General features: G+C 72.6%; 21 protein-coding genes and 1 riboswitch. Of the genes, 9 read left to right on the top strand and 12 right to left on the bottom strand.

The features are described from left to right. Nucleotides 1-35: 35 nt before the first annotated feature. On the bottom strand, nt 36-2,180 hold the full coding sequence (locus tag OG202_RS43335; protein ID WP_328224534.1) for a glycosyl hydrolase family 95 catalytic domain-containing protein: 2,145 nt from the start codon (nt 2,178-2,180) through the stop codon (nt 36-38). On the opposite strand from OG202_RS43335, the gene OG202_RS43340 reads away from it, so the two are divergent. The 7 genes from OG202_RS43340 to OG202_RS43370 all read left to right on the top strand — a co-directional run bounded on the left by OG202_RS43340 (nt 2,179) and on the right by OG202_RS43370 (nt 8,863). After that, nucleotides 2,179-2,418 carry a hypothetical protein gene (locus OG202_RS43340; protein ID WP_328224535.1) on the top strand — a complete coding sequence of 80 codons (240 nt, stop codon included), beginning with the start codon at nt 2,179-2,181 and terminating at the stop codon, nt 2,416-2,418. The two genes, OG202_RS43335 and OG202_RS43340, sit on opposite strands and share 2 nt — an antisense overlap. A 208-nt stretch (nt 2,419-2,626) precedes the next feature. Next, on the top strand, nt 2,627-3,316 hold the full coding sequence (locus OG202_RS43345; protein ID WP_327732052.1) for a polysaccharide lyase family 7 protein: 690 nt from the start codon (nt 2,627-2,629) through the stop codon (nt 3,314-3,316). A gap of 128 nt (nt 3,317-3,444) precedes the next feature. Beyond that, nucleotides 3,445-4,722: a precorrin-6y C5,15-methyltransferase (decarboxylating) subunit CbiE gene (gene cbiE, locus OG202_RS43350; RefSeq protein ID WP_327726552.1), complete on the top strand. Its 1,278-nt coding sequence runs from the start codon at nt 3,445-3,447 to the stop codon at nt 4,720-4,722. Continuing rightward, the gene (gene cobM, locus OG202_RS43355) at nt 4,719-5,468 is read left to right on the top strand and encodes a precorrin-4 C(11)-methyltransferase (RefSeq protein ID WP_327726551.1); all 750 of its coding nucleotides are present in this window, start codon (nt 4,719-4,721) and stop codon (nt 5,466-5,468) included. The genes cbiE and cobM overlap by 4 nt, the downstream gene beginning before the upstream one ends. Before the next feature lie 566 nt (nt 5,469-6,034). Then, a complete protein-coding gene (locus OG202_RS43360) occupies nt 6,035-7,090 on the top strand; it encodes a FecCD family ABC transporter permease (RefSeq protein ID WP_327726550.1) in 1,056 nt (351 codons plus the stop codon). A gap of 2 nt (nt 7,091-7,092) precedes the next feature. Next, nucleotides 7,093-7,860, top strand: coding sequence for an ABC transporter ATP-binding protein (locus OG202_RS43365; protein WP_327726549.1), 768 nt, complete (start codon nt 7,093-7,095; stop codon nt 7,858-7,860). Between the two features lie 7 nt (nt 7,861-7,867). Continuing rightward, nucleotides 7,868-8,863 carry an ABC transporter substrate-binding protein gene (locus tag OG202_RS43370; protein WP_327726548.1) on the top strand — a complete coding sequence of 332 codons (996 nt, stop codon included), beginning with the start codon at nt 7,868-7,870 and terminating at the stop codon, nt 8,861-8,863. Nucleotides 8,864-8,869: 6 nt separating this feature from the next. On the opposite strand, the gene OG202_RS43375 is transcribed toward OG202_RS43370, so the two are convergent. Then, the gene (locus tag OG202_RS43375) at nt 8,870-10,006 is read right to left on the bottom strand and encodes a cobalt-precorrin-5B (C(1))-methyltransferase (RefSeq protein WP_327726547.1); all 1,137 of its coding nucleotides are present in this window, start codon (nt 10,004-10,006) and stop codon (nt 8,870-8,872) included. Between the two features lie 18 nt (nt 10,007-10,024). On the opposite strand from OG202_RS43375, the gene OG202_RS43380 reads away from it, so the two are divergent. After that, complete coding sequence (locus OG202_RS43380) at nt 10,025-10,771, top strand: cobalt-precorrin-6A reductase (RefSeq protein WP_327726546.1); 747 nt, start codon at nt 10,025-10,027, stop codon at nt 10,769-10,771. Nucleotides 10,772-10,805: 34 nt separating this feature from the next. Here OG202_RS43380 and OG202_RS43385 read toward each other — a convergent pair whose 3' ends face one another. Genes OG202_RS43385 through cobG form a run of 3 tightly spaced genes read right to left on the bottom strand, consistent with a single transcriptional unit; the run spans nt 10,806 to nt 14,322 of the window. Then, entirely contained in the window at nt 10,806-12,296 is a 1,491-nt protein-coding gene (locus OG202_RS43385; RefSeq protein ID WP_327732051.1) for a precorrin-2 C(20)-methyltransferase, read from the bottom strand. A gap of 11 nt (nt 12,297-12,307) precedes the next feature. Continuing rightward, nucleotides 12,308-12,970, bottom strand: coding sequence for a precorrin-8X methylmutase (locus tag OG202_RS43390; protein ID WP_326574217.1), 663 nt, complete (start codon nt 12,968-12,970; stop codon nt 12,308-12,310). Further along, nucleotides 12,967-14,322 carry a precorrin-3B synthase gene (cobG, locus tag OG202_RS43395; protein ID WP_327732050.1) on the bottom strand — a complete coding sequence of 452 codons (1,356 nt, stop codon included), beginning with the start codon at nt 14,320-14,322 and terminating at the stop codon, nt 12,967-12,969. The genes OG202_RS43390 and cobG overlap by 4 nt, the downstream gene beginning before the upstream one ends. A 229-nt stretch (nt 14,323-14,551) precedes the next feature. Continuing rightward, nucleotides 14,552-14,695: riboswitch (cobalamin riboswitch) on the top strand. A gap of 71 nt (nt 14,696-14,766) precedes the next feature. Here cobG and cobN point away from each other — a divergent pair. Continuing rightward, complete coding sequence (gene cobN / locus OG202_RS43400; protein WP_327726545.1) at nt 14,767-18,396, top strand: cobaltochelatase subunit CobN; 3,630 nt, start codon at nt 14,767-14,769, stop codon at nt 18,394-18,396. 54 nt (nt 18,397-18,450) lie between these two features. On the opposite strand, the gene OG202_RS43405 is transcribed toward cobN, so the two are convergent. The 7 genes from OG202_RS43405 to OG202_RS43435 form a co-directional block, all read right to left on the bottom strand. Further along, nucleotides 18,451-19,152 carry a gamma-glutamyl-gamma-aminobutyrate hydrolase family protein gene (locus OG202_RS43405; RefSeq protein WP_326574215.1) on the bottom strand — a complete coding sequence of 234 codons (702 nt, stop codon included), beginning with the start codon at nt 19,150-19,152 and terminating at the stop codon, nt 18,451-18,453. Further along, a complete protein-coding gene (locus OG202_RS43410; RefSeq protein WP_327726544.1) occupies nt 19,149-20,639 on the bottom strand; it encodes an aldehyde dehydrogenase in 1,491 nt (496 codons plus the stop codon). Before OG202_RS43410 ends, OG202_RS43405 begins: the two co-directional genes overlap by 4 nt. A 109-nt stretch (nt 20,640-20,748) precedes the next feature. After that, nucleotides 20,749-22,206 carry an APC family permease gene (locus OG202_RS43415; protein WP_328224536.1) on the bottom strand — a complete coding sequence of 486 codons (1,458 nt, stop codon included), beginning with the start codon at nt 22,204-22,206 and terminating at the stop codon, nt 20,749-20,751. 196 nt (nt 22,207-22,402) lie between these two features. Beyond that, the gene (locus OG202_RS43420; protein WP_326574212.1) at nt 22,403-23,044 is read right to left on the bottom strand and encodes a TetR/AcrR family transcriptional regulator; all 642 of its coding nucleotides are present in this window, start codon (nt 23,042-23,044) and stop codon (nt 22,403-22,405) included. A 59-nt stretch (nt 23,045-23,103) separates the two neighbouring features. Next, nucleotides 23,104-23,949: a fumarylacetoacetate hydrolase family protein gene (locus tag OG202_RS43425; protein ID WP_326574211.1), complete on the bottom strand. Its 846-nt coding sequence runs from the start codon at nt 23,947-23,949 to the stop codon at nt 23,104-23,106. Between the two features lie 18 nt (nt 23,950-23,967). Further along, the gene (locus tag OG202_RS43430) at nt 23,968-24,921 is read right to left on the bottom strand and encodes a 3,4-dihydroxyphenylacetate 2,3-dioxygenase (protein WP_326574210.1); all 954 of its coding nucleotides are present in this window, start codon (nt 24,919-24,921) and stop codon (nt 23,968-23,970) included. Then, the gene (locus OG202_RS43435; RefSeq protein WP_328224537.1) at nt 24,914-26,374 is read right to left on the bottom strand and encodes an aldehyde dehydrogenase; all 1,461 of its coding nucleotides are present in this window, start codon (nt 26,372-26,374) and stop codon (nt 24,914-24,916) included. The genes OG202_RS43430 and OG202_RS43435 overlap by 8 nt, the downstream gene beginning before the upstream one ends. Between the last annotated feature and the right edge of the window lie 106 nt (nt 26,375-26,480).

Below are 26,480 nucleotides of genomic sequence, written 5' to 3' on the forward strand. Positions count from 1 at the left end.
CTGTCGATGCGTACGTGTCCCTGGGACGGTGGCTGTTACGGCAGTCCCCAGGCCGCGCCCGGTTCGCCGACGGTGACGGGCGCGATGACGAGGTCGGGCCGGGCGCCCGCGTGGACGAGCACCTCGCGGCCCTTGGGCAGATCGATGGCGAGGGTGCCGTCGCCCAGGTCGTGGGTGCGGGCCGGGGTGCCGTCGTCGAGGAGCACGGTGAGACGGCCGGTGAGGCCGTGCCGGAGCTTGAGCGGCTCGCCGGCCAGGCTCCTGATCCGGACGAACCGGGTCGCCCCCGCCTGCCGGACCGCGCTGACCAGGAAGGCGCCCTGGGTGCGGAAGTCGTGCAGCGTGACGTCCGCCCAGGTGGACGGGACGGCGGGGAAGACGCGGATCACGCCGCCCCAGCTCTGGCAGAACATGTCGTGCAGCGACTGCGAGGCGGACAACGGCGTCTCGATGACCGGACCGGCCTCGGTGTAGTGGGTGTTGGCCTGGCAGGGGTAGCGGGTGGTGGGGTCGAAGAACTTCCGCAGATAGGTGATCGCGGTGTCGCCGTCGCCGGTCATCGCGTACATCGAGGCGGCCCCCGTGTAGCTGTAGCCCCGGTGAGCGCTGGGCAGCGCCTGCCAGCGGACCACCGACCTGGTGATCAGGTCGCGGTTCTCGGGCTGTTCCCAGTTGACGAGGTACAGCGGATAGACCATCAGCAGATGCGAGTAGTGCCGGTGGGACTGCGCGTACGGGGTGTCGGCGCCGATCATGAAGCCGTTGTCGTCGACCGGGTACGGGGTGAGCCGGGTCAGCACCTCCTGCCAGCGCGGGATCAACTCGTCGTCGGCGCCGAGCAGTTCGGCGGACTCGAGGAGCGTCCGACATCCCCAGCGGATGAGCGCCAGGTCGTAGTTGGTGTCCTGCGGCGGTACGACCGGGTACTCGGGGGAGAGCGTGCTCGGCAGATGCAGCTTGCCGTCGCTGCCCGGGGTGAGGAAGTGCAGGTAGTAGGAGATCGCCCGGCGCAGCACGGGGAAGACCGTGTCGCGCAGCAGCGCCTCGTCCATGGAGTGCCGGTAGGTCAGCCACACGTTGTGCAGCGCCCAGGTGAGGTTGCCGACCTCGGTGCCGCTGCCCGGCCGGCCCACGCCCCGGTTGGCGAACATGTCGGAGCTGCGGCCGACGCCGGAACTGTCCGCGCGGTAGGCGGCGGGCACGTTGGCGATCAGCTGTTCCTGGTTCTGCCGCACGGTGGTGGCGAGCGCGTCGAGTTCCAGGTGGTTGGAGCCGTGGACGAGCCAGTACTCCAGCTGGATGTTGAGGTTCCACCACACCGCGGGCCACGGTGTCGGCTCCAACCAGGGCCCCGAGGTGGCCATGACGGGGCCGCCCGCGCGGCTGGCGGAGGCGACCTTGTAGAGCTGGATCCAGTGAAAGCTCTGCAGTCGCCTGTCGGGGAACGAGACGAAGCTCTTCGGGTAGAAGGCGTGCCACCAGCGGCGGTGGCGCTTCCGGAGCGAGGCGTACGACCGCGCGCGCCGCAGATGCCGTAGCGAGTCGGCCTCGGCCGCGGTCTCGGAGGGCGCGCTGTGGCCCACGCCGAGCAGCAGTTCGTCGCCGTCGCGACGGTACGCGGTGGCGGTCTGGCCGCCGATGAGCGGCTGGAGCACCTGCTCGGTGCCGTCGGCGGTCGTCCGGGTCGTCCAGGGCGGGTGGGCGGTGTAGCCGGTGGGCGGGGCCTCGCTGATCTTCCGGGGGCTGATGGCCTCCTCGGGGTGGAAGGTCCAGACGACCCGTTCGCCGCCGTCGGCCGTCACCCGGGCGGCCAGGACCTCGTCGTGGATGAGGGCGGAGAGGGTGAGGGTGCCGGCGGTGGTGGTGACCGTGCCGGTGAGTTCGGCGTTCCACAGGCTCAGCCGCCAGTCGACGGCGGTGATGGTGCCGACCGGGTCGAGGGTGAGGTGGCCGACCGGCAGCCGGCAGGTGCCCCAGCCGCTGCCGAACTCGGGCCGGTGGTCCTGGACGCGGCCGTGCTGGACGGTGAAGCGGATCCGGTTGGCGCCCGGATCCTGGTAGACCATGCTGCCGAGCAGCCCGTCGCCGAGGAACGGACCCTCGTACCAGCGGGTGGGCAGCCTGCTCCAGCGCAGGTCCTGGTCGCGCAGGAAGCGGTCCCAGGAGCGGTCGGTGGTCATGGTGTCGCGGAGACTCCACGGGCGTCTGCCCTTCGAGGCCGGCGCATCGGTTCCGGCGGACGGTGCCGCCGTGGGTGCCGTGGGTGCCGTGGGTGCCGTGGGTAAGGACTGTCCGGCATGGGCCGTCCCGGGCAGGGCCGCCACCGCCGCTCCGCCCAGCGCGGTACCGAGCACGGCACGGCGGGGCAGGGGTGAGTGCCTCCCGGACTGCGAGGTCATCATCGTCCTCCAGACCTGATGGTCATCATGGCCATCGATACATCGGGTGTATCGGCGAACCTAGGCAGGGTTCGTGTACCTGTCAATGGCGGAGGTGATGGCGATATTCAGCCCAATCCGGGCCGAAATTAGGCTGTGGGGGAGCGGGATTGGGCCCCATGCTCACTCTGGCAACATGGTCCAGACGTTTGACCCCTCCGATGTATTAGCAGCGGAAAGGACCCATGATGAAGAGGCGAACCGTCTTACGGGCGGGAGCCGGCCTCCTGGCCGGCGGTGCCGCGCTGACCCTGCCCCAGTTCCCGCTCACCGGCGCCGCGACGGCGGCACCGGCCGCCGACCCGACCGACGGCTGGACGCGGACCTCGTTCACGTACAGCTGGCAGAAACCCTGGAATCTCGACCTCGGCGACCGGCACGGCTACAGCGGAGGTGTCCACCGCATGTGGGTGTACGCCACCGACGAGCCGTTCGAGGAGGGCAACTCCACCGACCCCCGCACCGAGATGCGCTGGAAGAACGACTACACGACCGGCGACCACATGTGGGACGCCGACGTCTACCTGCCGGCCGGCACCGACCGCGCGTCCTTCGTCCAGATCCTGCGCACCCGCCGCCCCTCGGGCACCCCGGCCACGGACATCATGCTCAACGCCCACAACACCGGCGGCGGCACCGTGCGGCGCTACGACGGCACCGTGCTCAAGACCAACGCGTACGACACCTGGTTCAACGTGAAGATCGCCCACGAGGCGAGCGGCGGGACCGGCACCATCAAGGTCTACCTCGACGACTCCCTCGTCCTCACGGTCGACGACCGGGGCCCCGCCACCCGCTACTTCAAGAACGGCGTCTACAACCACGGCTCCGGCCGTGCGGAGGCCCGCTTCCGCAACATCGCGTACTGGACGCGCTGATGGCGCCCGGTGCCGGACCGCGAGGGGCGGATGACGCGCACCCGGGCCCAGGCGTGCAGGTCACCGCCCAGTAGAGTGCGCCTCTGTCGTCCCCGAGAGCCGCCCCCGAACCGCCGAGGTACCGCGCAGTGACCCCCGCACGACCAGGACCGCCGTACGCCGTCACCGTCGTCGGGCTCGGCGCCGACGGCTGGCCGGGTGTCCCGGACGCCCACCGGGCGGTCCTGCGGGACGCCGAGGTGCTGATCGGGGGCCCACGGCAGCTCGACCTGCTGCCCCCGGAGTGCGCGGGCGAGCGGATCACCTGGCCCTCGCCCCTGCGCCCCGCCGTCCCCGCCCTGCTCACCGCGCACGCAGGCCGCCGGATCGCCGTCCTGGCCAGCGGCGACCCCATGTTCTACGGCATCGGCCGCGCCCTCGCCGAGGAGGCCGGTGACCGGCTGCGCGTCCTGCCGCACCCCTCCTCCGTCTCCTACGCGGCGGCCCGCCTCGGCTGGCCGCTGGAGGACACCGAGGTCGTCACCCTCGTCGGCAGGCCCGCCGCCCGTCTGGCCGCCGCGCTGCACGACCGCCGACGGCTTCTGGTGCTCAGCGCGGACGCCGGCACGCCCGCCGAGGTCGCCGCCCTGCTGCGGGACCGGGGCTTCGGACCGAGCCGGATGCGCGTCCTGGAACAACTCGGCGGCGAGCGGGAGCGGACGGGCGACGCGACCACCGCCGACGACTGGGCGGCACGGACGCACCCGCCCGGCGACGCCCTCAACATCGTCGCCGTCGAGTGCCGGCGCGCCCCGGACACCCTGCGGCTGGGCGCCGTACCCGGCCTCCCTGACGAGGCGTACGAGCATGACGGGCAGCTCACCAAACGGTATGTGCGCGCCGCCACGCTGGCCGCGCTCGCCCCGGCACCCGGCGAACTGTTGTGGGACGTCGGCGGCGGGTCGGGCTCCATCGCGATCGAGTGGATGCGTACGCACCCCTCCTGCCGGGCGGTCACCGTCGAACGCGACCCCGTGCGCGCCGAACGCATCACCCGCAACGCCGACCGGCTCGGCGTCCCCGGACTACGGATCGTCACCGGCGCCGCGCCCGGTGCGCTGGCCGAACTGCCGCCGCCGGACGCCGTGTTCATCGGCGGCGGACTCACCGCGCCCGGCCTCCTCGACGCCTGCTGGCAGGCCCTCGCCGTCGGCGGGCGGCTCGTCGCCAACACCGTGACGCTGGAGTCCGAGGCCCTGCTCGCCGACGCCCACCGCCGTCACGGCGGCGAGCTGGTGCGGCTCGCGGTGGCGCAGGCCGTGCCCGTGGGCGGCTTCACCGGGTGGCGGCAGGCGATGCCGGTGACCCAGTGGACCGTACAGAAGACCCTCGACACCGTTGACACCGTTCCGGGAGCAGACAGATGACCGTGTACTTCATCGGCGCCGGCCCCGGTGCCGCCGACCTGATCACGGTCCGCGGCGCACGCAGGCTCGCCGCCTGCCAGGTCTGCCTGTACGCGGGCAGCCTCGTCCCGCGCGAACTGCTCGCCGAATGCCCGCCGGACGCCCGGCTGGTGGACACCGCCCAGCTCGACCTGGACCAGATCACCGCCGAGTTGGTCCGCGCGCACGCGGAGGGCCACGACGTGGCCCGGCTGCACTCCGGGGACCCGTCCGTGTTCAGCGCGGTCGCCGAGCAGATGCGGCGGCTCGACGCGGCCGGGGTGCCGTACGAGGTGGTGCCGGGGGTGCCCGCCTTCGCCGCGGCGGCGGCCGCGTTGAAGCGGGAGCTGACCGTGCCGACCGTCGGCCAGACCGTCATCCTCACCCGGATCGCCCAGCGCGCCACCGCCATGCCCGAGGGCGAGGACCTGGCCACGCTCGGCCGCAGCGGCGCGCTCATCGTGCTTCACCTGGCCGCCCGGTATGTGGACCGTGTCGTCGAGGAGCTCCTGCCGCACTACGGCGCCGACTGCCCCGTCGCGGTCGTCGCCTACGCCTCCCGCCCCGACGAGCTGATCATCCGGGGCACGCTCGCGGACATCGCCGGGCAGGTGAAGGAGGCGGGTGTGCTGCGCACGGCTGTGATCATGGTCGGCCGAACGCTGGGTGCGCGGCAGTTCCGGGACAGCCACCTGTACTCGCCGGAACGGGACCGGCACAGCTGTTGAGCGGGCCGGTTGGGTGCGTTGTCGGGTGCGGCTCCGGTGGGGCTTCTCGCGCAGTTCCCCGCGCCCCTAAAGGATTCAGGCCCCTGCGGGCCTGAAAGACCACGGGCCGGTGGCCTGAAGGCGACGGGCCGGTGCGTGTGAAGGCGACGGGCCGGTGGGCGTGAAGGCGACGGGCCGGTGGGCGTGAAGGCGACGGGCCGGTGGGCGTGAAAAGCACGGGGCGCAGCCCCGGCTTTTCAGGGGCGCGGGGAACTGCGCGAGAAGCCCCACCGGACCCGCAGTCGCCAACGAACCCAAGCCACCCGAGCTCGAAGGCGCCCGGTACCCGGTGTTACGCTCCCTTCGCCTCCCGCGGGGGAAGTCCGGTGAGAACCCGGCGCTGACCCGCAACGGTGTGCGCGACGGCCGGAACCGGCCCGTCGCGCGAGCCCGATCGCCCGTGGGTGGTGCGACCCGTTGAACGCTCGCCGTGGACTGCGAGAGGGGACCGCACGGCCCCCGCGCCGTACGGGCTGCTCCTGACCGACGTCCGAACAGGCGGCCCCAGGCGAAGGACCGCCCTGACCGTGCGCCGCAGCCCCACCCCCAGCCGCATCCCCCTGCCCCCACTGATACTCGGCCTCGCCCTGCTCCTGCTGCTGTCGCTCGTCGCCGGCACCGGCCTGGGCGCCGCCGGCATCGGGTGGCCGGACGTCCTCCGGTTCCTGTGGGCCGGTCTCACCGGCGGGACCGTGCACGCCGGTGACGCCGCCTCGTACACCATCGTCTGGGAGATCCGGCTGCCCCGCGTCGTGCTCGGTGCCGTCGTCGGTGCCGGGCTCGCGGCCGTCGGGGTGGCCGTGCAGGCGATCGTGCGCAACGCGCTCGGCGACCCGTTCGTACTCGGTATCTCCTCCGGCGCGGCGGTGGGCGCCAACGCCGTCATCCTGCTCGGCGCGTTCGCCGGGCTCGGGATCTGGGCGCTGTCCGCGTCCGCGTTCCTCTCGGCCCTCGCCGCCATGGCGCTGGTGTACGCCGTGGCCCGCTCGCCCCACGGCCTGACCCCGCTGCGGCTGGTCCTGACCGGTACGGCACTGGCGTACGGCTTCGAGGCGGTCACCACGGTCATGGTGTTCGGCGCGGCCCGCGGCGAGGCGGCCCGGTCGGCGCTGATGTGGCTGCTGGGCAGTCTGGGCGGGGCGACCTGGGCGCAGGTGCCGCTCGTCGCCGCGACCGTGGCGGCGGGATGGGCGTGGCTGCGCGGGCGGGCCGAATCGCTCAACGCCCTCGCGATGGGCGACGAGACCTCGGCCGCGCTCGGCGTCCGGCCGGAGCGGCTGCGCCGGGAGCTGTTCCTCGTCACCGCCGCGATGACCGGGACCGTGGTCGCGGTCAGCGGGGCCATCGGGTTCGTCGGGCTGATGGTGCCGCACGTCGTGCGGATGCTGGTGGGCGCCGACCACCGCCGGGTGCTGGCGGTGGCCCCGCTCGTCGGCGCCGTACTGCTGGTGTGGGCGGACGTGCTGTCCCGGATGCTGCTCGCCCCCGCCGAACTGCCCGTCGGAGTGATCACCGCCATGGTGGGGGTGCCCGCCTTCCTGCTGCTGATGCGGCGCGGCGGCTACGCGTTCGGAGGCCGCTGACCATGCGACTCGACATCGACGGCGTGACGGTCGAGGCCGCCGGGGCCCGCCTGGTCGACGACATCCGGCTCACCGCCGACAGCGGGGCGTTCGTCGGGCTCGTCGGCCCCAACGGCAGCGGCAAGTCGACGCTCCTGCGCTGTGTGTACCGCGCGCTGCGCCCGGCCGCCGGCGTGGTGCGGCTGGACGGGGAGGACGCGCACGCCATGCCGCCCCGGGCCGCCGCCCGGGTGCTGGCCGCGCTGCCGCAGGAGTCGTCGGCCGAGTTCGACTTCACGGTCGCCGAGGTGGTCGCCATGGGACGGCTGCCGCACCGGGACCGGACGGCCGCCTCCGACGCGGAGATCCGCGCGCGGGCCATGGGCCGCACCGGCGTGGACCACCTCGCCGACCGGGGGTTCCTGGCCCTGTCCGGCGGCGAGAAACAGCGCGTCCTGCTCGCCCGCGCCCTCGCCCAGCAGCCCCGGGTGCTCGTCCTCGACGAACCCACCAACCACCTCGACATCGCCCACCAGCTGGACGTGCTGTCCCTGGTGCGCGACAGCGGCGTCACCGTGCTCGCCGCCCTGCACGACCTGAACCTGGCCGCCGCGCACTGCGACGTCCTGTATGTGATCGCGGGCGGCCGGATCGTCGCCTCGGGCCCGCCCCACGACGTCCTCCACCCCGACCTGCTCGCCGAGGTGTTCGGGGTCCGCGCGCATCCCGTACGGCACCCGGCGACCGGCGCCGTACAGCTCCTGTTCGACCTGCTCCCGCCCACGACCTGAGGACCCCATGCGCAAGCTGCTCGCCGCCGCCCTCTGCCTCGCCGCGACCGCCACCGGATGCGGCGCGACCGTCGAGCCGGCCAAGGACGCCAAGTCCGCCGAGAAGGCGGTCACCCTCACCAACTGCGGCCGCGAGGTGACCTTCGACAAGGTCCCCCAGCGGGTCGTCACCAACGACGTCGGCATCACCGAGCTGATGTTCGCCCTCGGTCTGGAGGACCGCATGGCCGGGTTCGCCATGCCCGACGACAAGGGCGACCTGAGCGGCGTGCCGTGGAAGGACGGCTACGACAAGGTGAAATGGCTGTCGAAGGACCAGCTCACCAAGGAGAACGTCCTCGACGCCCGCGCCGACCTCGTCTTCGCCGGCTGGAACTACGGCTTCCGCGAGGACGCCGGGTTCACCCCCGACGCCCTGAAGAAGCTCGGCGTCCCCTCGTACGTCCTCACCGAGTCCTGCCGCAACGGCCGGACCGAGACCTCGCGCGGCATCATGCCGCCCCTGGACGCCCTGTACACCGACCTCACCAACCTCGGAAAGCTGTTCGGCGTCGAGAAGCGGGCCGCCACCCTCATCGCCGACTTCAAGAAGCAGATCGCGGGTGTGCGCGCCGAGGCGCCCGCGAAGAAGCCCAAGGTCTTCCTCTACGACAGCGGCCAGGACCAGCCCTTCACCTCCGGCCGCTACGCCGCCCCCGAGCAGATCATCACCGAGGCCGGCGGGGCCAACGTCATGCACGACGTCGAGGACTCCTGGACCACCGTCGGCTGGGAGAGCGTCGTCCAGCGGGACCCCGACGTCATCGTCATCTGCGACTACGGAGACGTCGGTGCCGAGCAGAAGAAGAAGTTCCTGCTCTCCTACGCCCCGCTGCGCGGCATCTCCGCGATCAAGCACAAGCGGATCTTCGTCCTCGACTACGTCGACCTGGTCGAGAGCCCCCGCAACCCGTCGGCCATCGCCCGCCTCGGCACCTACCTGCGCACGGCGGCCAAGAACTAGGCAGCGCTAGCGGACCGCGCTGCGGCCCACGACCGTGCCCGCGCGGTCGATGCAGATGACGTCGACCGCGACGGGCGCGCCCCGCAGCACGGCCAGAGCCTCGTCGCGGGCCGTCGTGGCGACCAGGTCGCCGAGCGGTACCCCGGCCGCCATGCACAGCTGGAGCGCGGCCAGCCCGGTGTTGGCGCCGGCCACCTCGGCGGCCAGCGCCTCGTCCGCGCCGCCGCGCCGGGCCAGCTCGGCGAGGAAGCCCTTGTCGACCTGGGAGCGGGCGGAGTGCAGGTCGAGATGGCCGGCGGCGAGCTTGGAGAGCTTGGCGAAGCCACCGCAGATCGTCAGCCGGTCGACGGGATGCCGGCGCACGTACTTGAGCACCGCGCCCGCGAAGTCGCCCATGTCGAGCAGCGCCTCCTCGGGCAGCGCGTACTCCGCGACGACCGTCTTCTCCGACGTCGACCCCGTGCACCCGGCGACATGCCTGCGCCCGGCCGCCCGCGCCACGTCCACGCCCCGCCGGATGGAGTCGATCCACGCCGAGCACGAGTACGGGACGACGATCCCGGTCGTCCCCAGGATCGACAGGCCGCCGAGGATGCCGAGGCGGGGGTTCCAGGTGGAGCGGGCGATCTCCTCGCCGTGGTCCACGGAGAGAGTGATCTCGACGTCGCCGGTGCCGCCGTGACGGGCGGCGACCTCGGCGACGTGGTCGCGCATCATCTGGCGGGGGACCGGGTTGACCGCCGGTTCGCCCACGGCCAGGGGGAGGCCCGGACGGGTGATCGTCCCGACCCCGGGGCCTGCCGTGAACACCACTCCGGCCCCGACGGGCAACCGCCGTACGGTGGCCCGGACCAGCGCGCCGTGCGTGACGTCCGGGTCGTCGCCCGCGTCCTTCACGATCCCCGCCATCGCGCTCCCGTCCGTCAGCTCCTCGACGGCGAGCGCGAACGACGGCGTCTGCCCCTTCGGCAGGGTGATGGTCACCGGGTCGGGGAACTCACCGGTCAGCAGCGCGGTGTACGCGGCCGTCGTGGCCGCCGTCGCACAGGCGCCGGTGGTCCAGCCGTGGCGCAGCCCGGTGTGCTTGAGTTGGGCGGCACGACCACCCTTGGCCTCGCCGACGTCTTTCGCTTCACCGCTCATGAACGGACCCGGACTTCCATGCACATACTGATTCTCGGCGGAACCACGGAGGCCCGCCGTCTGGCCGAGCTGCTGCACGGCACCCCCGGCCTGCGGCTGACCAGCTCCCTCGCCGGACGGGTCGCCAGCCCCCGGCTGCCCCCGGGCGAGGTCCGCGTCGGCGGCTTCGGCGGGGCCGAGGGGCTGGCCGCCTGGCTGCGCGCACACGGGGCGGACGCGCTCATCGACGCCACCCATCCTTTCGCCGGGACCATGAGTTTCCACGCGGCACGGGCGGCCGCCACCACCCATGTTCCCCTGCTCGCGCTGCGCCGGCCCGGCTGGGTCCCGGCCGCCGGCGACGACTGGCACGACGTCGGCTCCCTGGAGGAGGCCGCGAAGCAGCTGCCCACGCTCGGCCGCCGCGTCTTCCTGACCACCGGGCGCATGGGCCTTGCCGCGTTCGCCGCCCTGGACGACCTGTGGTTCCTCGTACGGTCCGTCGACCCGCCCGAGGCCCCGCACCCGGCCCGGATGGAGGTCCTGCTCGACCGGGGCCCGTTCACCCTCGACGGGGAACGGGAGCTGCTGCGCCGCCACCGCGTCGACGTCGTCGTGACGAAGGACAGCGGGGGAGCCGCCACCGCGCCGAAGCTGACCGCAGCCCGTGAGGCCGGGGTGCCCGTCGTCGTGGTGCGCAGACCGCCCGTGCCCGAGGGCGTCACCGTGGTGACGGACCCGGAGACGGCGGCCCACTGGGTCGAACAGCGTCTTCCCACCCGCTGAACCCCAGCGGCCTCCGCTCGCGCTCCCGCCCCGCTCACGCCTCCGGATACCGGCGGGGCGTCCAGACGATCTGCTCGCCGTCCCCGCGCCGTACGACCTGGGTCTGCGAGGAGCCGACCAGCAGGATCGTGCGCATGTCGACCTCGGCCGGGTCCAGCTCGGCCAGCCGTACGATCCGCACCCGCTCGCCGGAGCCGCCCACGTCCCGCGCGACCACGACCGGGGTGTCCGGCGCCCGGTGCTCCAGCAGCAGTTCGCGCGCCTTCCCCACCTGCCAGGTGCGGCTGCGTGAACCGGGGTTGTACAGGGCCAGCACCAGGTCCGCCGAGGCCGCCGCGCGCAGCCGCTCGGCGATGACCTCCCACGGCTTGAGCCGGTCGGAGAGGGAGATCGTGGCGTAGTCGTGGCCGAGCGGTGCGCCCGCGCGGGCGGCGGCCGCGTTGGCGGCGGTCACCCCCGGCAGCACCCGCACGGGGACGTCCGCGTACTCCGGCTGCGAGGCGGCCTCCAGCACGGCCGTCGCCATGGCGAAGACCCCCGGGTCGCCGCCGGAGACGACCGCGACCCGCCGCCCGCGCCGGGCCAGGTCGAGGGCGAACTCGGCGCGCTCCGACTCGACCCGGTTGTCCGAGCCGTGCCGGACCTGCCCCGCCCGCTGCGGCACCCGGTCCAGATAGGTGGTGTAGCCCACCAGGTCGTCGGCGGCGGCCAGCGCGCCCCGCGACTCGGGCGTCAGCCACAACGGACCGGCCGGCCCGGTCCCGACCACGACGACCTCGCCCCGCTCCCGGGCCTCGGGCCGCCCGGCGTCGACCTGGCTGGGCAGCACGGCCACCGAGAAGTACGGCACCGACTCCGCGTCCACGTCCGCCAGTTCGCCGAGCCGCTCCCCGGGCATGGTGGCCCGCTCGACATAGCGGGCCTCGGCCAGCCGTCCCGAACTCTCCAGCGCGCTGCGGACCTTGGTGAAGGTCCGGCCCAGCTTCATCACCACGGCCACGTCCGTCGCGGCGAGCCGTGCGGTCAGCTCCTCCTCGGGCAGGGTGCCCGGCAGGATCGTCAGCACCTCCTCGCCCTCGACGAGCGGCGTACCCAGACGGGCGGCGGCGGCGGACACGGACGTGACACCGGGGATGACCTCGGTGTCGTAGCGGTCGACGAGCCGCTTGTGCATGTGCATGTAGGAGCCGTAGAACAGCGGGTCGCCTTCCGCGAGGACCGCGACCGTACGGCCCGCGTCGAGATGCGCGGCCAGCCGCGCCGACGCCTGAGCGTAGAACTCCTCCATCGCGCCCTTGTAACCGCCCGGATGATCGGTGGTCTCCGTCGTCAACGGGTACATCAGCCGCTCCTCGATCTGGTCGGCGCGCAGATGCTTCGCCGCGATCGAGCGGGCGATGGAACGGCCGTGCCGGGCGCAGTGATACGCGATCACATCCGCCTGGGAGATCACCTCGACGGCCCGCACGGTCATCAGGGACGGGTCACCGGGGCCGAGCCCCACCCCGTACAGCTTGCCGCTCACTGGCTTGTCGCTCACTCTTCCTCACTCGCGATCGCGTTGAGCGCGGCGGCGGCGATGGCGCTCCCGCCACGACGGCCGCGTACGACGATGTGCTCCAGGCCCGACGGATGCGCGGCCAGCGCCTCCTTGGACTCGGCGGCGCCGACGAACCCGACCGGCACGCCGATGACGGCGGCGGGCCGGGGCGCGCCCTCCTCGATCATCTCCAGCAGCCGGAAGAGCGCGGTGGGCGCGTTGCCGACGGCCACGACCGAACCCTCCAGCCGGTCCCGCCACAGCTCCAGGGCGGCGGCGCTGCGGGTGGTGCCCAGCCTCGCCGCCAGCTCGGGGACAGCCGGGTCGGAGAGCGTGCACAGCACGTCGTTGTCGGCGGGCAACCGCTTGCGGGTCACGCCGCTGGCCACCATCCGGACGTCGGTGAAGATGGGCGCGCCGGCGCGCAGGGCCGCACGGGCGCGGGCCACCACGTCGGGCGTGTACGCCAAGTCCCGTACGAGGTCGACCATTCCGCAGGCGTGGATCATCCGGACCGCGACCTGGCTGACGTCGGCGGGCAGGGCCGCGAGGTCCGCCTCCGCGCGGATGGTGGCGAAGGACTGCCGGTAGATCGCCGGGCCGTCCTTCTCGTAGTCGTACGTGGTCACGGTGGTCTTCTCGCTGCTCTCGGTCGTCATGAGGGTGTCGTTCGTGCGGGTCGTGCGCTTCTCGGGGCTGATGAGGTGATCGCCGCCAGAGCGGTGTCGAGGAGGCCGGGGTCGGCCATGGACGTGGTGCGTGGGTCCTGGCCGGAGGTGGTGCGGGAGAGCTCGTAGCCGCCGCCCGGCACGGCCACCACGTCGATCCGTTCGCCCCGGGGGTGACCGCAGCGGCGCTCGCATCCGGACCAGTACAGGGGGAGTCCGGCGCGTCCGGCCGCGTCGAGGCCTCCGGTCGCGTCCGCCCGCACGTCCGCCAGGGACTTCGCGCAGCCGGGCCGCCCGATACAGGCGCCGACGCGCAGCCAGGGGGAGGCGGGATCGGTGACGAGGCCGGTCACGGAGAGCCGGGCGAGCGCGTCGGACGCCTCGTCCTCGCTCATGCCCGGCGTGGGGACGACGACTCCGCGCCACGGGGTCAGCCGCAGTTCACGGCGGGAGGTCGCGGACGCGAGGTGCGTCAACTCGCGCCACTGGAGGGCGGTCAGCCGACCCAGGGGTGCGTGTACGCACAGAGCGTCGCCGGCGGCTCCGGGGGGCGGGCCCTCGGCTTCGACCGTGGTCGTCCCGGTCCGGGCCCGGCTCACGGCGTCGATGCCGTCGGCGGCCAGACGTGCGCGGATCAGGCTGAGCAACTCGCTCTGGAAGGGGAGTTCGGTCACACGCCAGACCCGGGAACCGCTCTCCCGCGCGGCCTCCACGAACGTCTCGGCGGCCGTGAGCGCGGCCCGGGGAGCGTCCTCGGCGGCCATCGACAGGACCTCGTCGGCCGTTCCGAGGGCCAGCAGCGCACTGCCGTCCCCGGCCGCCCGGACGGTCACATCGGCGTCGAGCCCGGCCACATCCCCGCGCCCGTCGTCGAGCGCGAACAGGAACCGGCCCGACAGCTCCCGCGCCGCCTCGCTCGCGCACAGCGCCGCGTCGAGGGCCGACAGCCAGGGCCGGACGTCGCGCAGACCCCGCCCGTCGAGGCCGGACAGGGGCGAGGCGACGATGTTGCGCACCCGTTCGTGCCCGGCGGAGGGCAACAGCCCGGCCGCGTCCAGCGACTCGGCCAGCGCGGCCCCGCAGCCGTCGGTCAGTCCCCGCAGCTGCACATTGCCGCGCGAGGTGAGGTGAAGATCACCGTCGCCGAGCCGTCGCGCCGCCTCGGCCAGCGCCTCGGCCTGGCGGACGGTCAGTACACCACCGGGGACCCGGACACGGGCCAGCGCCCCGTCGTCCGCCGCGTGCAGCCGCAGTGTCCCCGGGCAGGCGTCGCCACGGTCCCGTGTGACCGCTGTGGCCTGGGACGATGAACGCAGGGGAGGCGTGGACATGGCGGCGAGCATACCCACCGTCCCCACGGACGTATGCTCCGCCCTTTTGAGGCGACCCTTACTATGCTGTTTGGTGGATCATCCGGTCCGCCGACGCCACCACGGCGCTAGGGTCTGTCGTCACATTCCCGTCGTCGCCCGAAGGGCGGCCCCGCGGCGTCCGGTGCGTGCTCTCGGCGTGCCGGGCGAAAGACCTCGTACTGGACGTACTTGGGCTTTCGCCCGGTGCGGCGAGAGTGCGTGCCAGACGCCGCGGGGCAGACGGGAATGTGACGACAGACCCTAGGGGAGGAAGCCCGGTGTGAGTCCGGCGCGGTCCCGCCACTGTGAGCCCGTCCCAGGAGGGTCGGGCGAGCCAGGAACTCCCTTCCCCGTACCCCTCGGTCCCGCCCGAGCAGGGGAGACTCCGATCCGACACCGCCCGGGGCGCGGACCCCGAGGAAGGCCAGCCGCCGCATGCAGCCATCGCCCGGGGAGCGCTCCGCGCAGCCCCACATCCTGCTCCTGTCGACGTCCGACACCGACCTGCTCAGCGCCCGCGCGGCCGACGGCCCGGTCCCGTACCGCTTCGCCAACCCCTCCCGCCTCGCGCTGGAGGACCTCCCGGCCCTCCTCGACGGCGCCGGCCTGGTCGTCGTACGCCTCCTCGGCGGTATCCGCGCCTGGCAGGACGGTCTCGACCTGCTGCTCGCCGACGGCCGCCCCGTCGTCGTCCTCACCGGTGAACAGGCCCCCGACGCCCAGCTGATGGCCGCCTCCACGGTCCCCGTCGGTATCGCCGCCGAGGCCCACGCCTATCTCGCCCACGGCGGCCCCGCCAACCTGGAGCAGCTCGCCCGGTTCCTCTCCGACACGGTCCTGCTCACCGGCCATGGCTTCGACGCGCCCGCGCCCGCCCCGTCCTGGGGCCCGCTGGAGCGCACCCCACGCGCGGGCACCGACGGCCCGACCGTCGCCGTGCTCTACTACCGGGCCCACCACATGAGCGGCAACACCGCCTTCGTGGGCGCCCTGTGCGAGGCGATCGAGGACACGGGCGCCCGCGCGCTCCCGCTGTACGTGGCCTCCCTGCGCGCCCCCGAGCCCGAGCTGATCGAGGAGCTCCGCGCCGCCGACGCCATCGTCACCACCGTCCTCGCCGCGGGCGGCACCAAGCCCGCCGAGGCGTCGGCCGGCGGCGACGACGAGTCCTGGGACGCGGGCGCCCTCACCGGCCTCGACGTCCCGATCCTGCAGGCCCTGTGTCTGACCGGCTCGCGCGCCGCCTGGGAGGAGAACGACGAGGGCGTCTCCCCGCTCGACGCGGCCAGCCAGATCGCCGTCCCCGAGTTCGACGGCCGCCTGATCACCGTCCCGTTCTCGTTCAAGGAGATCGACGAGGACGGCCTCCCGGCCTACGTCGCCGACCCCGAGCGCGCCGCCCGCGTCGCCGGAATCGCCGTACGCCACGCGCGACTTCGGCACATCGCCAACGCCGACAAGCGCCTCGCGCTCGTCCTGTCCGCCTACCCGACCAAGCACTCCCGCATCGGCAACGCGGTCGGCCTGGACACCCCCGCCAGCGCGGTCGCCCTGCTGCGCCGACTCCGCGACGAGGGCTACGACTTCGGGGGCGCCGACGTCCCCGGACTGGCCTCCGGCGACGGCGACGAGCTGATCCGCGCGCTCATCGAGGCCGGTGGCCACGACCAGGACTGGCTCACCGAGGAGCAGCTGGCCCGCAACCCGGTCCGTATCCCGGCGGCCGACTACCGCCGCTGGTACGCCACGCTCCCCGAGGAGCTCCGCACCTCCGTCGAGGAGCACTGGGGCCCGGCCCCCGGTGAGATGTTCGTCGACCGCAGCCGCAACCCGGAGGGCGACATCGTCCTCGCGGCCCTCCGCTTCGGCAATCTGCTGATCCTCATCCAGCCCCCGCGCGGCTTCGGCGAGAACCCGATCGCGATCTACCACGACCCGGACCTCCCGCCCTCCCACCACTACCTGGCCGCCTACCGCTGGATCGCGGCCCGTGCCGACGACGGCGGCTTCGGCGCCGACGCGATGATCCACCTGGGCAAGCACGGCAACCTGGAGTGGCTGCCCGGCAAGAACGCGGGCCTGTCCGCCGCCTGCGGCCCCGACGCCGCCCTCGGCGACCTCCCCCTGGTCTACCCGTTCCTGGTCAACGACCCGGGCGAGGGCACCCAGGCCAAGCGCCGCGTCCACGCCACCCTCGTCGACCACCTGGTCCCACCGATGGCCCGCGCCGACTCCTACGGCGACATCGCGCGCCTGGAGCAACTCCTCGACGAGTACGCCCAGATCTCCTCCATGGACCCGGCGAAGCTCCCGGCGATCCGCGCCCAGATCTGGACCCTCATCCAGGCCGCCAGGCTCGACCACGACCTCGGCCTGAACGACCGTCCGGAGGACGACGGCTTCGACGACTTCCTGCTGCACGTCGACGGCTGGCTGTGCGAGGTCAAGGACGCCCAGATCCGCGACGGTCTGCACGTCCTCGGCAACCCGCCGACCGGCGCCGACCACGTCAACCTGGTCCTCGCCGTCCTACGCGCCCGCCAGATCTGGGGCGGCACCACGGCCCTGCCCGGCCTGCGCGAGGCCCTCGGCCTCGACGAGTCCGCCGCGACCCGCACCACCGCCGACGAGGCGGAGGCGAAGGCGCGCACGCTGGTCCAGGCGATGGAGGACGCGGGCTGGGACCCGGCCGCCGTCCCCACCGAGCACGGCGAACAGGTCGCCGCGATCCTGGAGTTCGCCGCCCGCGAGGTCGTGCCCCGGCTCGCCGCGACCACGGCCGAACTCGACCACAGCGTGCACGCCCTGAACGGCGGCTTCGTCCCGGCCGGCCCCTCGGGGTCACCCCTGCGGGGCCTGGTCAACGTCCTGCCGACGGGCCGCAACTTCTACTCCGTCGACCCCAAGGCCGTCCCCTCCCGCCTCGCCTGGGAGACGGGCCAGGCCCTCGCGGACTCCCTGCTGGAGCGCTACCGCGCCGACAACGGCGAATGGCCCACGTCGGTCGGGCTGTCGCTGTGGGGTACGAGCGCGATGCGTACGGCGGGCGACGACGTGGCGGAGGCGCTGGCCCTGCTCGGCGTCCGGCCCGTCTGGGACGACGCCTCCCGCCGTGTGACCGGTCTGGAGGCCATCCCCTCCGAGGAGTTGGGCCGCCCCCGCATCGATGTCACCCTGCGCATCTCGGGCTTCTTCCGCGACGCGTTCCCGCACACCATCGGCCTCCTCGACGACGCCGTACGCCTCGCCGCGTCCCTCGACGAACCGGCCGAGACCAACCACGTCCGCGCCCACGTCCAGGCCGACCTGGCGGAACACGGCGACGAACGCCGGGCCACCACCCGTATCTTCGGCTCCCGCCCCGGAACGTACGGTGCCGGTCTGCTCCAGCTCATCGACTCCCGCGACTGGCGCACCGACGCCGACCTCGCCGAGGTCTACACGGTGTGGGGCGGCTACGCCTACGGCCGAGAACTCGACGGCCGCCCGGCCCGCGAGGAGATGGAGACCGCGTACAAGCGGATCGAGGTCGCCGCGAAGAACACGGACACCCGCGAGCACGACATCGCCGACTCCGACGACTACTTCCAGTACCACGGCGGCATGGTGGCCACCGTCCGTGCCCTGCGCGGCACCGCCCCCGAGGCGTACATCGGCGACTCCACCCGCCCCGAGACGGTCCGCACCCGCACCCTCGTCGAGGAGACGTCCCGGGTGTTCCGCGCCCGCGTCGTCAACCCCAAGTGGATCGAGGCGATGCGCCGCCACGGCTACAAGGGTGCCTTCGAACTCGCCGCCACCGTGGACTACCTGTTCGGTTACGACGCCACCACCGGCGTGATCGCCGACTGGATGTACGACAAGCTCACCGAGACCTACGTCCTGGACGAGACCAACCGCGAGTTCCTGCAGCAGGCCAACCCCTGGGCCCTGCACGGCATCGCCGAGCGGCTGCTGGAGGCGGAGTCGCGCGGCATGTGGGAGAAGCCCGACCCGGCGGTGCTGGAGGGGCTGCGTCAGGTGTACCTGGAGACCGAGGGCGACCTGGAGGACGGCGACAGCTGACGACGGGCGGGGGTGCGGGGCGGTCCACCTCCCCGCACCTCCCGCGCGGGGAGGTCAGCGCCGGTCGCCGGCGGCCCGTACGAGGGCGTCGAACAGGCCCTGCTGCGCGGGGTCCTCGTGGGCGGTGTCCTCGGGGTGCCACTGGACGGCGGTGAACCAGCCGGGGGAGCCGGGGAGTTCGAGCCCTTCCACCGTGCCGTCGGCGGCGCGGGCGGTGACCTCCAGTCCCTCGCCCAGCCGGTCCACCCGCTGGTGGTGGTAGCAGGACACCTCCACCTTGTGCGCGCCGGTGGCCCGCTCCACCACGGTTCCGGGCCGGAGTTCCACCGGGTGCGAGAGATGACGGTGTTCGCGGCCGGGCCCGCCCATGTCCTGCTCCAGGGTGCCGCCCAGGGCGACGTCGACCACCTGGAGGCCCCGGCAGATCGCCAGGAGCGGTAGGCCCAGGTTCAGGGCGGCACGGGCGATGTCGAGATCGAAGGCGTCCTGCGTCTCGTCCACGTCGTACACGGCGGCGTGGGTGTCGGTGGCGCCGTAGCGGTGCGGGGCGAGGTCGCCGCCGCCGGGGAGGAGGATCCCGTCGAAGCGGGCGAGACGCGCGGCGACATCGCTGTCGGCCGGGTGGATGCTCGCCGGTTCTCCGCCGGCCCGCCACACGGCCTCGATCAGGGCACGGGCGTTGACCTCGGCGGCGTACCGCAGCGCGGAGGTCGTGGCGGAGAAGCGGGCGGGAACCGCTATCAGGGGCCGGGTCACAGCTGGATCCACGTCGTCTTCAACTCGGTGTACTTCTCCAGGGCGTGGGCGGACTTGTCACGGCCGTTGCCCGACTGCTTCATGCCGCCGAAGGGGACGGTCAGGTCGCCCTCCTCGTAGCAGTTGACCCACACCGTGCCGGCCCGCAGCGCACGCGAGACCCGGTGGGCGGTGGACAGGTCGGAGGTCCACAGCCCGGCGGCGAGACCGTACTCGGTGGCGTTGGCCAGCCGTACGGCCTCGTCGAGGTCGTCGAAGGTGAGGACGGACAGGACCGGGCCGAAGATCTCCTCGCGGGCCAGCCGCATACCGGGGTCCACCCGGTCGAACACGGTGGGGCGCAGATAGCTGCCGCCGGTGTCGGCGAGGGTGCGCTCACCGCCGGCCCGCAGGCGCGCGCCGTCCGCGACGCCCGTGCCGATGTGGTCGAGGACCCGGTCGAGATGGGCCTCGCCGACCAGCGCGCCCATCTCGGTGGCCGGGTCGAGCGGGTCGCCCACACGCAGCTCCCGGGCGCGGGCCACGATCGCCTCGGTGACGCGTTCCGCGACGGAGGAGTGCACCAGGAGCCGGGAGGGGGCGGTGCACATCTCGCCCTGGTTGAAGAAGATGCCCCAGGCGGCGGTGGCGGCGGCCTTCTCCAGGTCGGGGGCGTCGGGGAGGATGATGTTCGGCGACTTGCCGCCCAGTTCCAGCCAGACGCGCTTGAGGTTGGAGTCGGCGGCGTAGCGCAGGAAGTGCCGGCCGACCGCAGTGGACCCGGTGAAGGCCAGGACGTCCACATCGGGGTGGAGTCCGATGGCCCGCCCGGCCGTCGGCCCGTCACCGGTGACGACGTTGAGGACGCCCGGCGGCAGTCCGGCCTCGGTGCCGATCCGGCCGAGCAGCAGGGCGGACAGCGGGGAGTTCTCCGAGGGCTTGAGGACGACCGTGCAGCCGGCCGCCAGCGCCGGGGCCACTTTCCAACCGGCCAGCGTCAGGGGGAAGTTCCACGGCACCACGGCGCCCACGACACCCGCGGGTTCGCGGGTGACCAGGGCGAGGGAGCCGGGGGCGGTGTGGGGTGACTCGTCGGTCAGCTTGTCGGCCAGCTGCCCGTACCAGCGGAAGGTGTTGATCGCGGCACGCAGTTCGATGTCGTGCGCTTCCGTGTACGGCTTGCCCATCTCCAGGGTGATGGTCAGGGCGAGCTTCTCCCGCTGCTCTTCGAGGAGTTCGGCGACGCGGAGCAGGATCCGGCCGCGGTCGGCCGGGGCGAGGCGGGGCCAGGGGCCGGAGTCGAAGGCGCGGCGGGCGGCGGCCACGGCCAGGTCGACCTCGGCGCTTGAGGCGTCGGCGACCTCCACGAGGACGTGCCCGTCCCGGGGCGACACGACGGCGAAGGAGGCGCCCCCGCCCGGTTCGTCCACCCCGTCGATGTGGTGCCGGTCGGGCAGATCCAGTGCCTTGGCGCGACGGAGCAGGTCGTCGTGGGCGAGGGCGGGCATCAGCTCTCCTCTTCTTGTCCTGGTGAGGGGTTCGTCGTGAGGGGGGTGAAGGAGGGGGGTGAAGGAGGGGGGTGAAGGAGGGGTTCGAATCGGTGGAGGTGAGCGGTGGTCAGTCCGTGACGGTCCGACCGCCCCGGGTCACCCGTGCCACGACGAGACCCAGGACCAGCACCGCCGGAACGGTCAGCTGGAGCCACACGGCGGTGGCCCGGTCGCCGCCGATGAGCGTGGTGAAGTTCTCGATGATCAGCCAGATCGCCCCGGCGATGCCGAGCGCGCCCAGGACCGGTGCGATCAGCGTGTTCCAGGGCCGGGTGTCGGCACGGGAGCGGCGGAAGAAGACGACCACGGAGACGGAGGTCAGGAAGTAGAGGAGCATCATCGCCAGGACGGCCACGCCGCTGAACCAGGAGAAGAGCGTCAGCACGGGGTCCTTGCCCAGCAGAGCGAACGGCATGACCAGGGCCACCGCGATCACGGTCTGGACGAGGCCCGCCGCCCCGGGGGAGTGGCGCCGGTTGAGCGTGGTCAGCCCGCGCGGCAGCAGACCCTCGCGGCCCAGCGAGAACAGGTAGCGGTTGGCGGAGTTGTGGAACGCCAGGATGCCGGCGAACAGCGAGGTGGCCAGCAGGACGGGCAGCACATCGCCGGTCCACGCGCCGAACTCCGCCGCGATGGGGGCGAAGACCCAGCCGGTGGCGTCGCCGCTCTCCAGCGCCTTGCCCGCCTCGGCCGTCGCCTGCGACGCGCCGTGCGCGGAGACCAGCATCCACGAGGTGAAGGCGAAGAAGCCGGTGACCACGGCGACCGACACGTAGGTGGCGCGCGGGACGGTCTTCCTGGGCTCCCGGGCCTCCTCGCCGTAGATGGCGGTCGCCTCGAAGCCGAACATCGACGCCACGGCGAACATCAGCGCCACACCGGGAGCGCCCTGGAGCGCCGCGTCCGGCGAGAAGCTGTCGGCGATGCCGAGCCCCTCGGGGCCGCCGCCCTTGAAGAAGGTCACGAAGGCGAAGGCGATCAGGATGCTGAACTCCGCCAGGACGAACAAGGCCAGGACCTTGGCGCCCATCTCGATCCCGGCGGCGCCGAGCAACTGGACCACCACCATCGTGACCAGCGCCCACACCCACCATGCGATGCTCACGTCGGCGTAGTGCTCGACGAGGCCGCTCACCGTCGCCCCGTAGAGCCCGTACATGGCGGCCTGGATGGCGCAGTAGGCGAAGAGCGCGACACCGGCGCTGCCGGAGCCGGTCGAGCGGCCCAGCCCCTTGCCGATGTACGTGTAGAACGCGCCGGCGTCCACGACATGGCGGCCCATGGCGACGAAGCCGATGGAGAACAGCAGGATCACGACGCCGGCCGCGAGATACGCGGCGGGGACGCCGGCCCCGTTGCCGATGACGACGGCGATGGGGACGGCTCCGGCGATGCCGGTCAGCGGGGCCTGGGCGGAGAGGACGAAGAAGAGGATGCCCAGGACGCCGAGGGAATCGGGCTTGAGCCTGCCTGCCGTGGATGGATCGTGTGAGCTGTGCGGGGCGACCGCCGTCTGACTGTCCACTCGGATCACCTGTCGGGGGACGGGGAGGATGGTTTCATTTCGTTTAGGCCCAAACGAATTGCCTCATGGTGGGCCTGAACTATCCGTTTGGCAAGGGGCCCCGTGAAGATTTTCGCCCGGCTTCTCCGTCGCGCGCCGGGACGGCGAAAGGCCCCGGACGCCGAACGCCCGGGGCCGGAACCGCTGAGGCCAGAGGCTATGCGCGGGCTTCGCCCACGCCGCCGTCCTGGGGCCCGTCGCCGTTGGCGTCGAGCAGTCGCAGCAGTGAGCGCAGCTCCTCCAGGGCGGCGTCCGTGACGTCGGGCTCGCCGAGGACGAGCTGATGCAGCACCAGCCCGTCGAGCGCGGCGAAGACCAGCCGGGTCAGCGCCTTGTCCGCGCCGGCCGGCAGCATCCGGCCCAGCTCGCGCCGGGCGGCGTCGAAGTACTCGTCGTACAGCTCACGGATCTGCGGCAGCAGCTCCGGGCGGCGCCGGGATTCGAGCAGCAGCTCGTACTGGAACGCCTGGGTGTCCGGATCGGCCGTGACCATCTCGGAGAGCCCGGTGGAGAAGTCCGCGACCTTGCCGGTGCCCGGTTCGAGGGAGCTGGTGTTGAGCGAGGTGCGGATGGTGTGGGCGAGGGCCTCCTCGATCAGGGCGTCGCGCGATCCGAAGTGGTGCACGACGAGCCCGTGGGTGACCCCCGCCTCCTCCGCGACGGCCCGATACGTGAGCTTGCGCAGCCCGCCCCGCGCCACCACGTGCACGGCGGCGTTCAGCAAGGCTTCGCGCCCCTCGCCGTAGTGGAGGCGCTTGCGTGGCCGTCGGCTCTTCGGGGCGTCGGCGGAGTCGGTCATGCGCGTGACCCTACCCGCCTGCCTCCTGCCTGCCTCCAGCCCGTCTCCGCACCCGGGCTTCACCGCTGGGGCGGGCGGATGCCACGGAACTCCCAGTCGCCGCCGAGCGCCGTGGAGAGAACTTCCTCGGACTCGGTGGGCTGCGCGCCGACGTCGGTGCGTACGGGGGTGGGGCCGGTGACGATGTGGTTGGTGAGCCGGCCGAGGCCCTCCACCTCCACCTCGACGACGTCGCCGGGCTGTACGGGCCGGGAGTTGGCCGGGGTGCCGGAGAGCAGGACGTCCCCCGGGTACAGCGTGATGGTGCGGGCGATGTCGGCGACGAGGTAGTGCATGTCCCACTTCATCTCGTCCGTCGAACCGTCCTGGACGACCTGGCCGTTGACGTACGTCCGCAGCCGCTTGCCGTGGAAGTCCCAGTCGGTGACGAGCCCCGGGCCGAGCGGGCAGAGGGTGTCGGAGCCCTTCACCCGGAGCATCGAACCCGCGTCGGTGTCGCGGAAGTCGTGCAGGCCGTAGTCGTTGGCGACGGTGTAGCCGGCGATGTGGGCGCCCGCGTCCTCCGGCGCGATGTTCCGCGCGGTCCGCCCGATGACGATGGCCACCTCGCCCTCGTAGTTCAGCCACTTGCAGCCGTCGGGGCGGACGACGGCGCCCTGGTGGGAGTTGAGGGAGGAGGTCGGCTTGTGGAAGTACGTGGGGGTCCGCGGAAGGTCGATCCGGAACTCGTCGACGCGGCTGCGGTGGTTGAGGTGGACGGCGACGACCTTCGACGGCACGACCGGCGGGAGGTGGTGGGCCTCCTCGATCTTGACGCGGCGGCCGTCACCGGCGACGAGCTCGTCGCCGTCGACGGTGACCTGGACGGTGGCCCCGTCGAGGAGGATGCGGCGGTACTCGGGCATGAAGGCTCCTGGATACGGCTAGCTGTGGGTGTGTGGGGTGCGCGGGCCGGCGGCCGCGGGGGTGCCGGCACGGTCGTCGCCGGTCCAGCCGTCGGCCGGGCGGTCGAACCAGAGATGGACCTGGCCCGTGCCGATGGAGTTCTCGTACTCCCCGTACTGCCGGGCCCTGGCGACACACGCCCGCTCGCCCAGCGCGCCCGCCATCATCAGGTAGTGGAAGAACTTGGCCTCGGGCTTGAACTTCCAGAACTCGTCCATGGTGTCGAGGACCTTGTCGTGCCGGCCCTCCTTGAACCAGGCGATCCGCTCCTGGTCGGCCTCCCGCGCTTCGGGCGTGAAGATGTGCACCGGATCGCTGGCCTCGTGGTCACGCAGTTCGCGCAGCGGCCAGAAGGTGTGGGAGAGGGCGCCGGAGGCGATGAGCAGGACCCGTCGCCCGGGGGTGGCGGCGATGCCGTCGGCGAGCGCCCGCCCCAGCCGCAGATGGTCCTCCATGTCCCCGGTCTGGCAGACCCCGATGGTCACCCACCGTTTGTCGGGCAGGCCTTCGCCGAGGAACTTCCAGAGGTTGATGGTGGCGTAGTAGATCGGCAGGTACTCGTCCTCGATCGCGGTGATCCAGGTGCCGTGCTTGTCCGCGAACTTCTCGATGTTCCGGGCGAGTTCGGGATCGCCGGGGAAGTCGTACGGCATCCGGCACATCCCGCGCGGCAGCTCCTCGGAGGTGAAGAGACCGGCGCGGCGGGCTTGCGCGGTGACCACGAACTCGACGGTCGTCGCCCAGTGCGAGTCGAGCACGACGACGGTGTCGTACGCGTCGGCGGCCTCGCCCTCGAAGACGTCCTCGCGGAGCCGGCGCAGGCCGGTGACGAGGGTGATCTCCTTGCCGTGGTTGAGCTCCAGCCGGTCGGCCTCCGGCAGGACGATGGTGGGCACGTGCGCGAGGAGTCCCGCCCCGACGATCTCACCCATGGTTGTTCCATCCGTTCGGTGCGGTCACGGTGTTCCTCAGATCGCAGTAGAAGTCGAAGCTCCAGGTGCCGCCCTCCCGGCCGACCCCGGACTGACGGGAACCGCCGAAGGGCGCCCGCAGATCGCGTACGAAGAAGCAGTTCACCCACACCGTGCCCGCGACCAGCCGTTCGGTGACCCGTGCGGCGCGCTCGGCGTCGCCGGTGGCGAGGGTGGCGGCCAGTCCGAAGCGGGTGTCGTTGGCGAGCCGGACGGCCTCGTCCTCGTCGGTGAAGGTCTGCAGGGTGAGGACCGGCCCGAAGACCTCCTCCTGCACGATCTCGGAGTCCTGGGCGACCTCGGTGAGCAGGGTGGGCGCGTAGTACTGCCCGTCCTCGCGGTGTCCGCCGATGACCGCCCGTGCCCCGGCCGCGACCGCCCGCCGCACGAACCCGTCGATCTTCTCCAGCTGCCGGGGGTGGATGGTGGGCCCGATGTCGGTGGCCTCGTCACGCGGGTCACCCTGCTTCAGCGCCGAAGCCTTCTCGACGAACCGCCGGGTGAACTCCTCGGCGACCGTCTCCTCGACGAGGAAGCGGGTGGCGGCCAGGCACACCTGCCCGGCGTTGTCGTACTGCTCCACCGCGAGGTCCACGGCCAGGTCCAGATCGGCGTCCGCGAACACCAACAGCGGTGACTTGCCGCCCAGTTCGAGGCTGAGTGGAGTGAGGTGGGGCGCTGCCGAGGCGGCGATCCGCCGGGCCGTCGGCACCGATCCCGTGAAGCTGATCCGCCGTACGTCCGGGTGCGAGGTGAGGGCGTCGCCGATCTCCGAGCCGTAGCCCTGAACGACATTGAGCACCCCGGCCGGCAGCCCCGCCTCGGCGGCGATGTCCGCCAGCAGCGACGCGGTCAGCGGAGTCCACTCGGCGGGCTTCAGAACGACCGTGTTCCCGGCTGCCAGCGCCGGGGCGACCTTCCAGGTGGCCAGCATCAGCGGCGCGTTCCACGGTGTGATCAGCACGGACGGCCCCGCCGGGTCCCAGCTCACCTGATTGGTGTGCCCGCGCGTCTCGAAGTCCTCGTGCTCCAGCGTCAGCAGCCAGTCCGCGAAGAACCGGAAGTTGTGCGCCACCCGGGGCATCACCCCCCGCCGGTGCGACCGCAGCAGCGCCCCGTTGTCGTTCGTCTCGACGATGGCCAGCTCTTCGAGCCGCTTCTCGACACCGTCGGCGATGGCATGCAGGACGCGGGCGCGTTCGGCCCGGGAGGTGGCGGCCCAGGCGGGAAAGGCGTCACGGGCGGCGGCGACGGCGGCCTCGACCTCGCCGGGACCACCACGGGCGATCTCGCCGAGGACACGGCCGTCTATGGGGGAGACGTCGGTGAAAGTGCTGGTGGAGCCGATCCGCTGCCCACCGATCCAGTGCCGGGTGTCGACGGGGACACCGGCGACGACGATTTTGTCAGACATGAAAGGGGATTCCTTTACAGAGAAGGGCCAGACCAACTCACCCAGGGGCAGGGGCAGGGGCTGTGTGGATATGCGGCTCCGCCGCGTGGGTGCGACCAGCCCACGA

It is taken from the genome of Streptomyces sp. NBC_00310 (assembly GCF_036208085.1).
Taxonomy (GTDB): Bacteria; Actinomycetota; Actinomycetes; order Streptomycetales; family Streptomycetaceae; genus Streptomyces.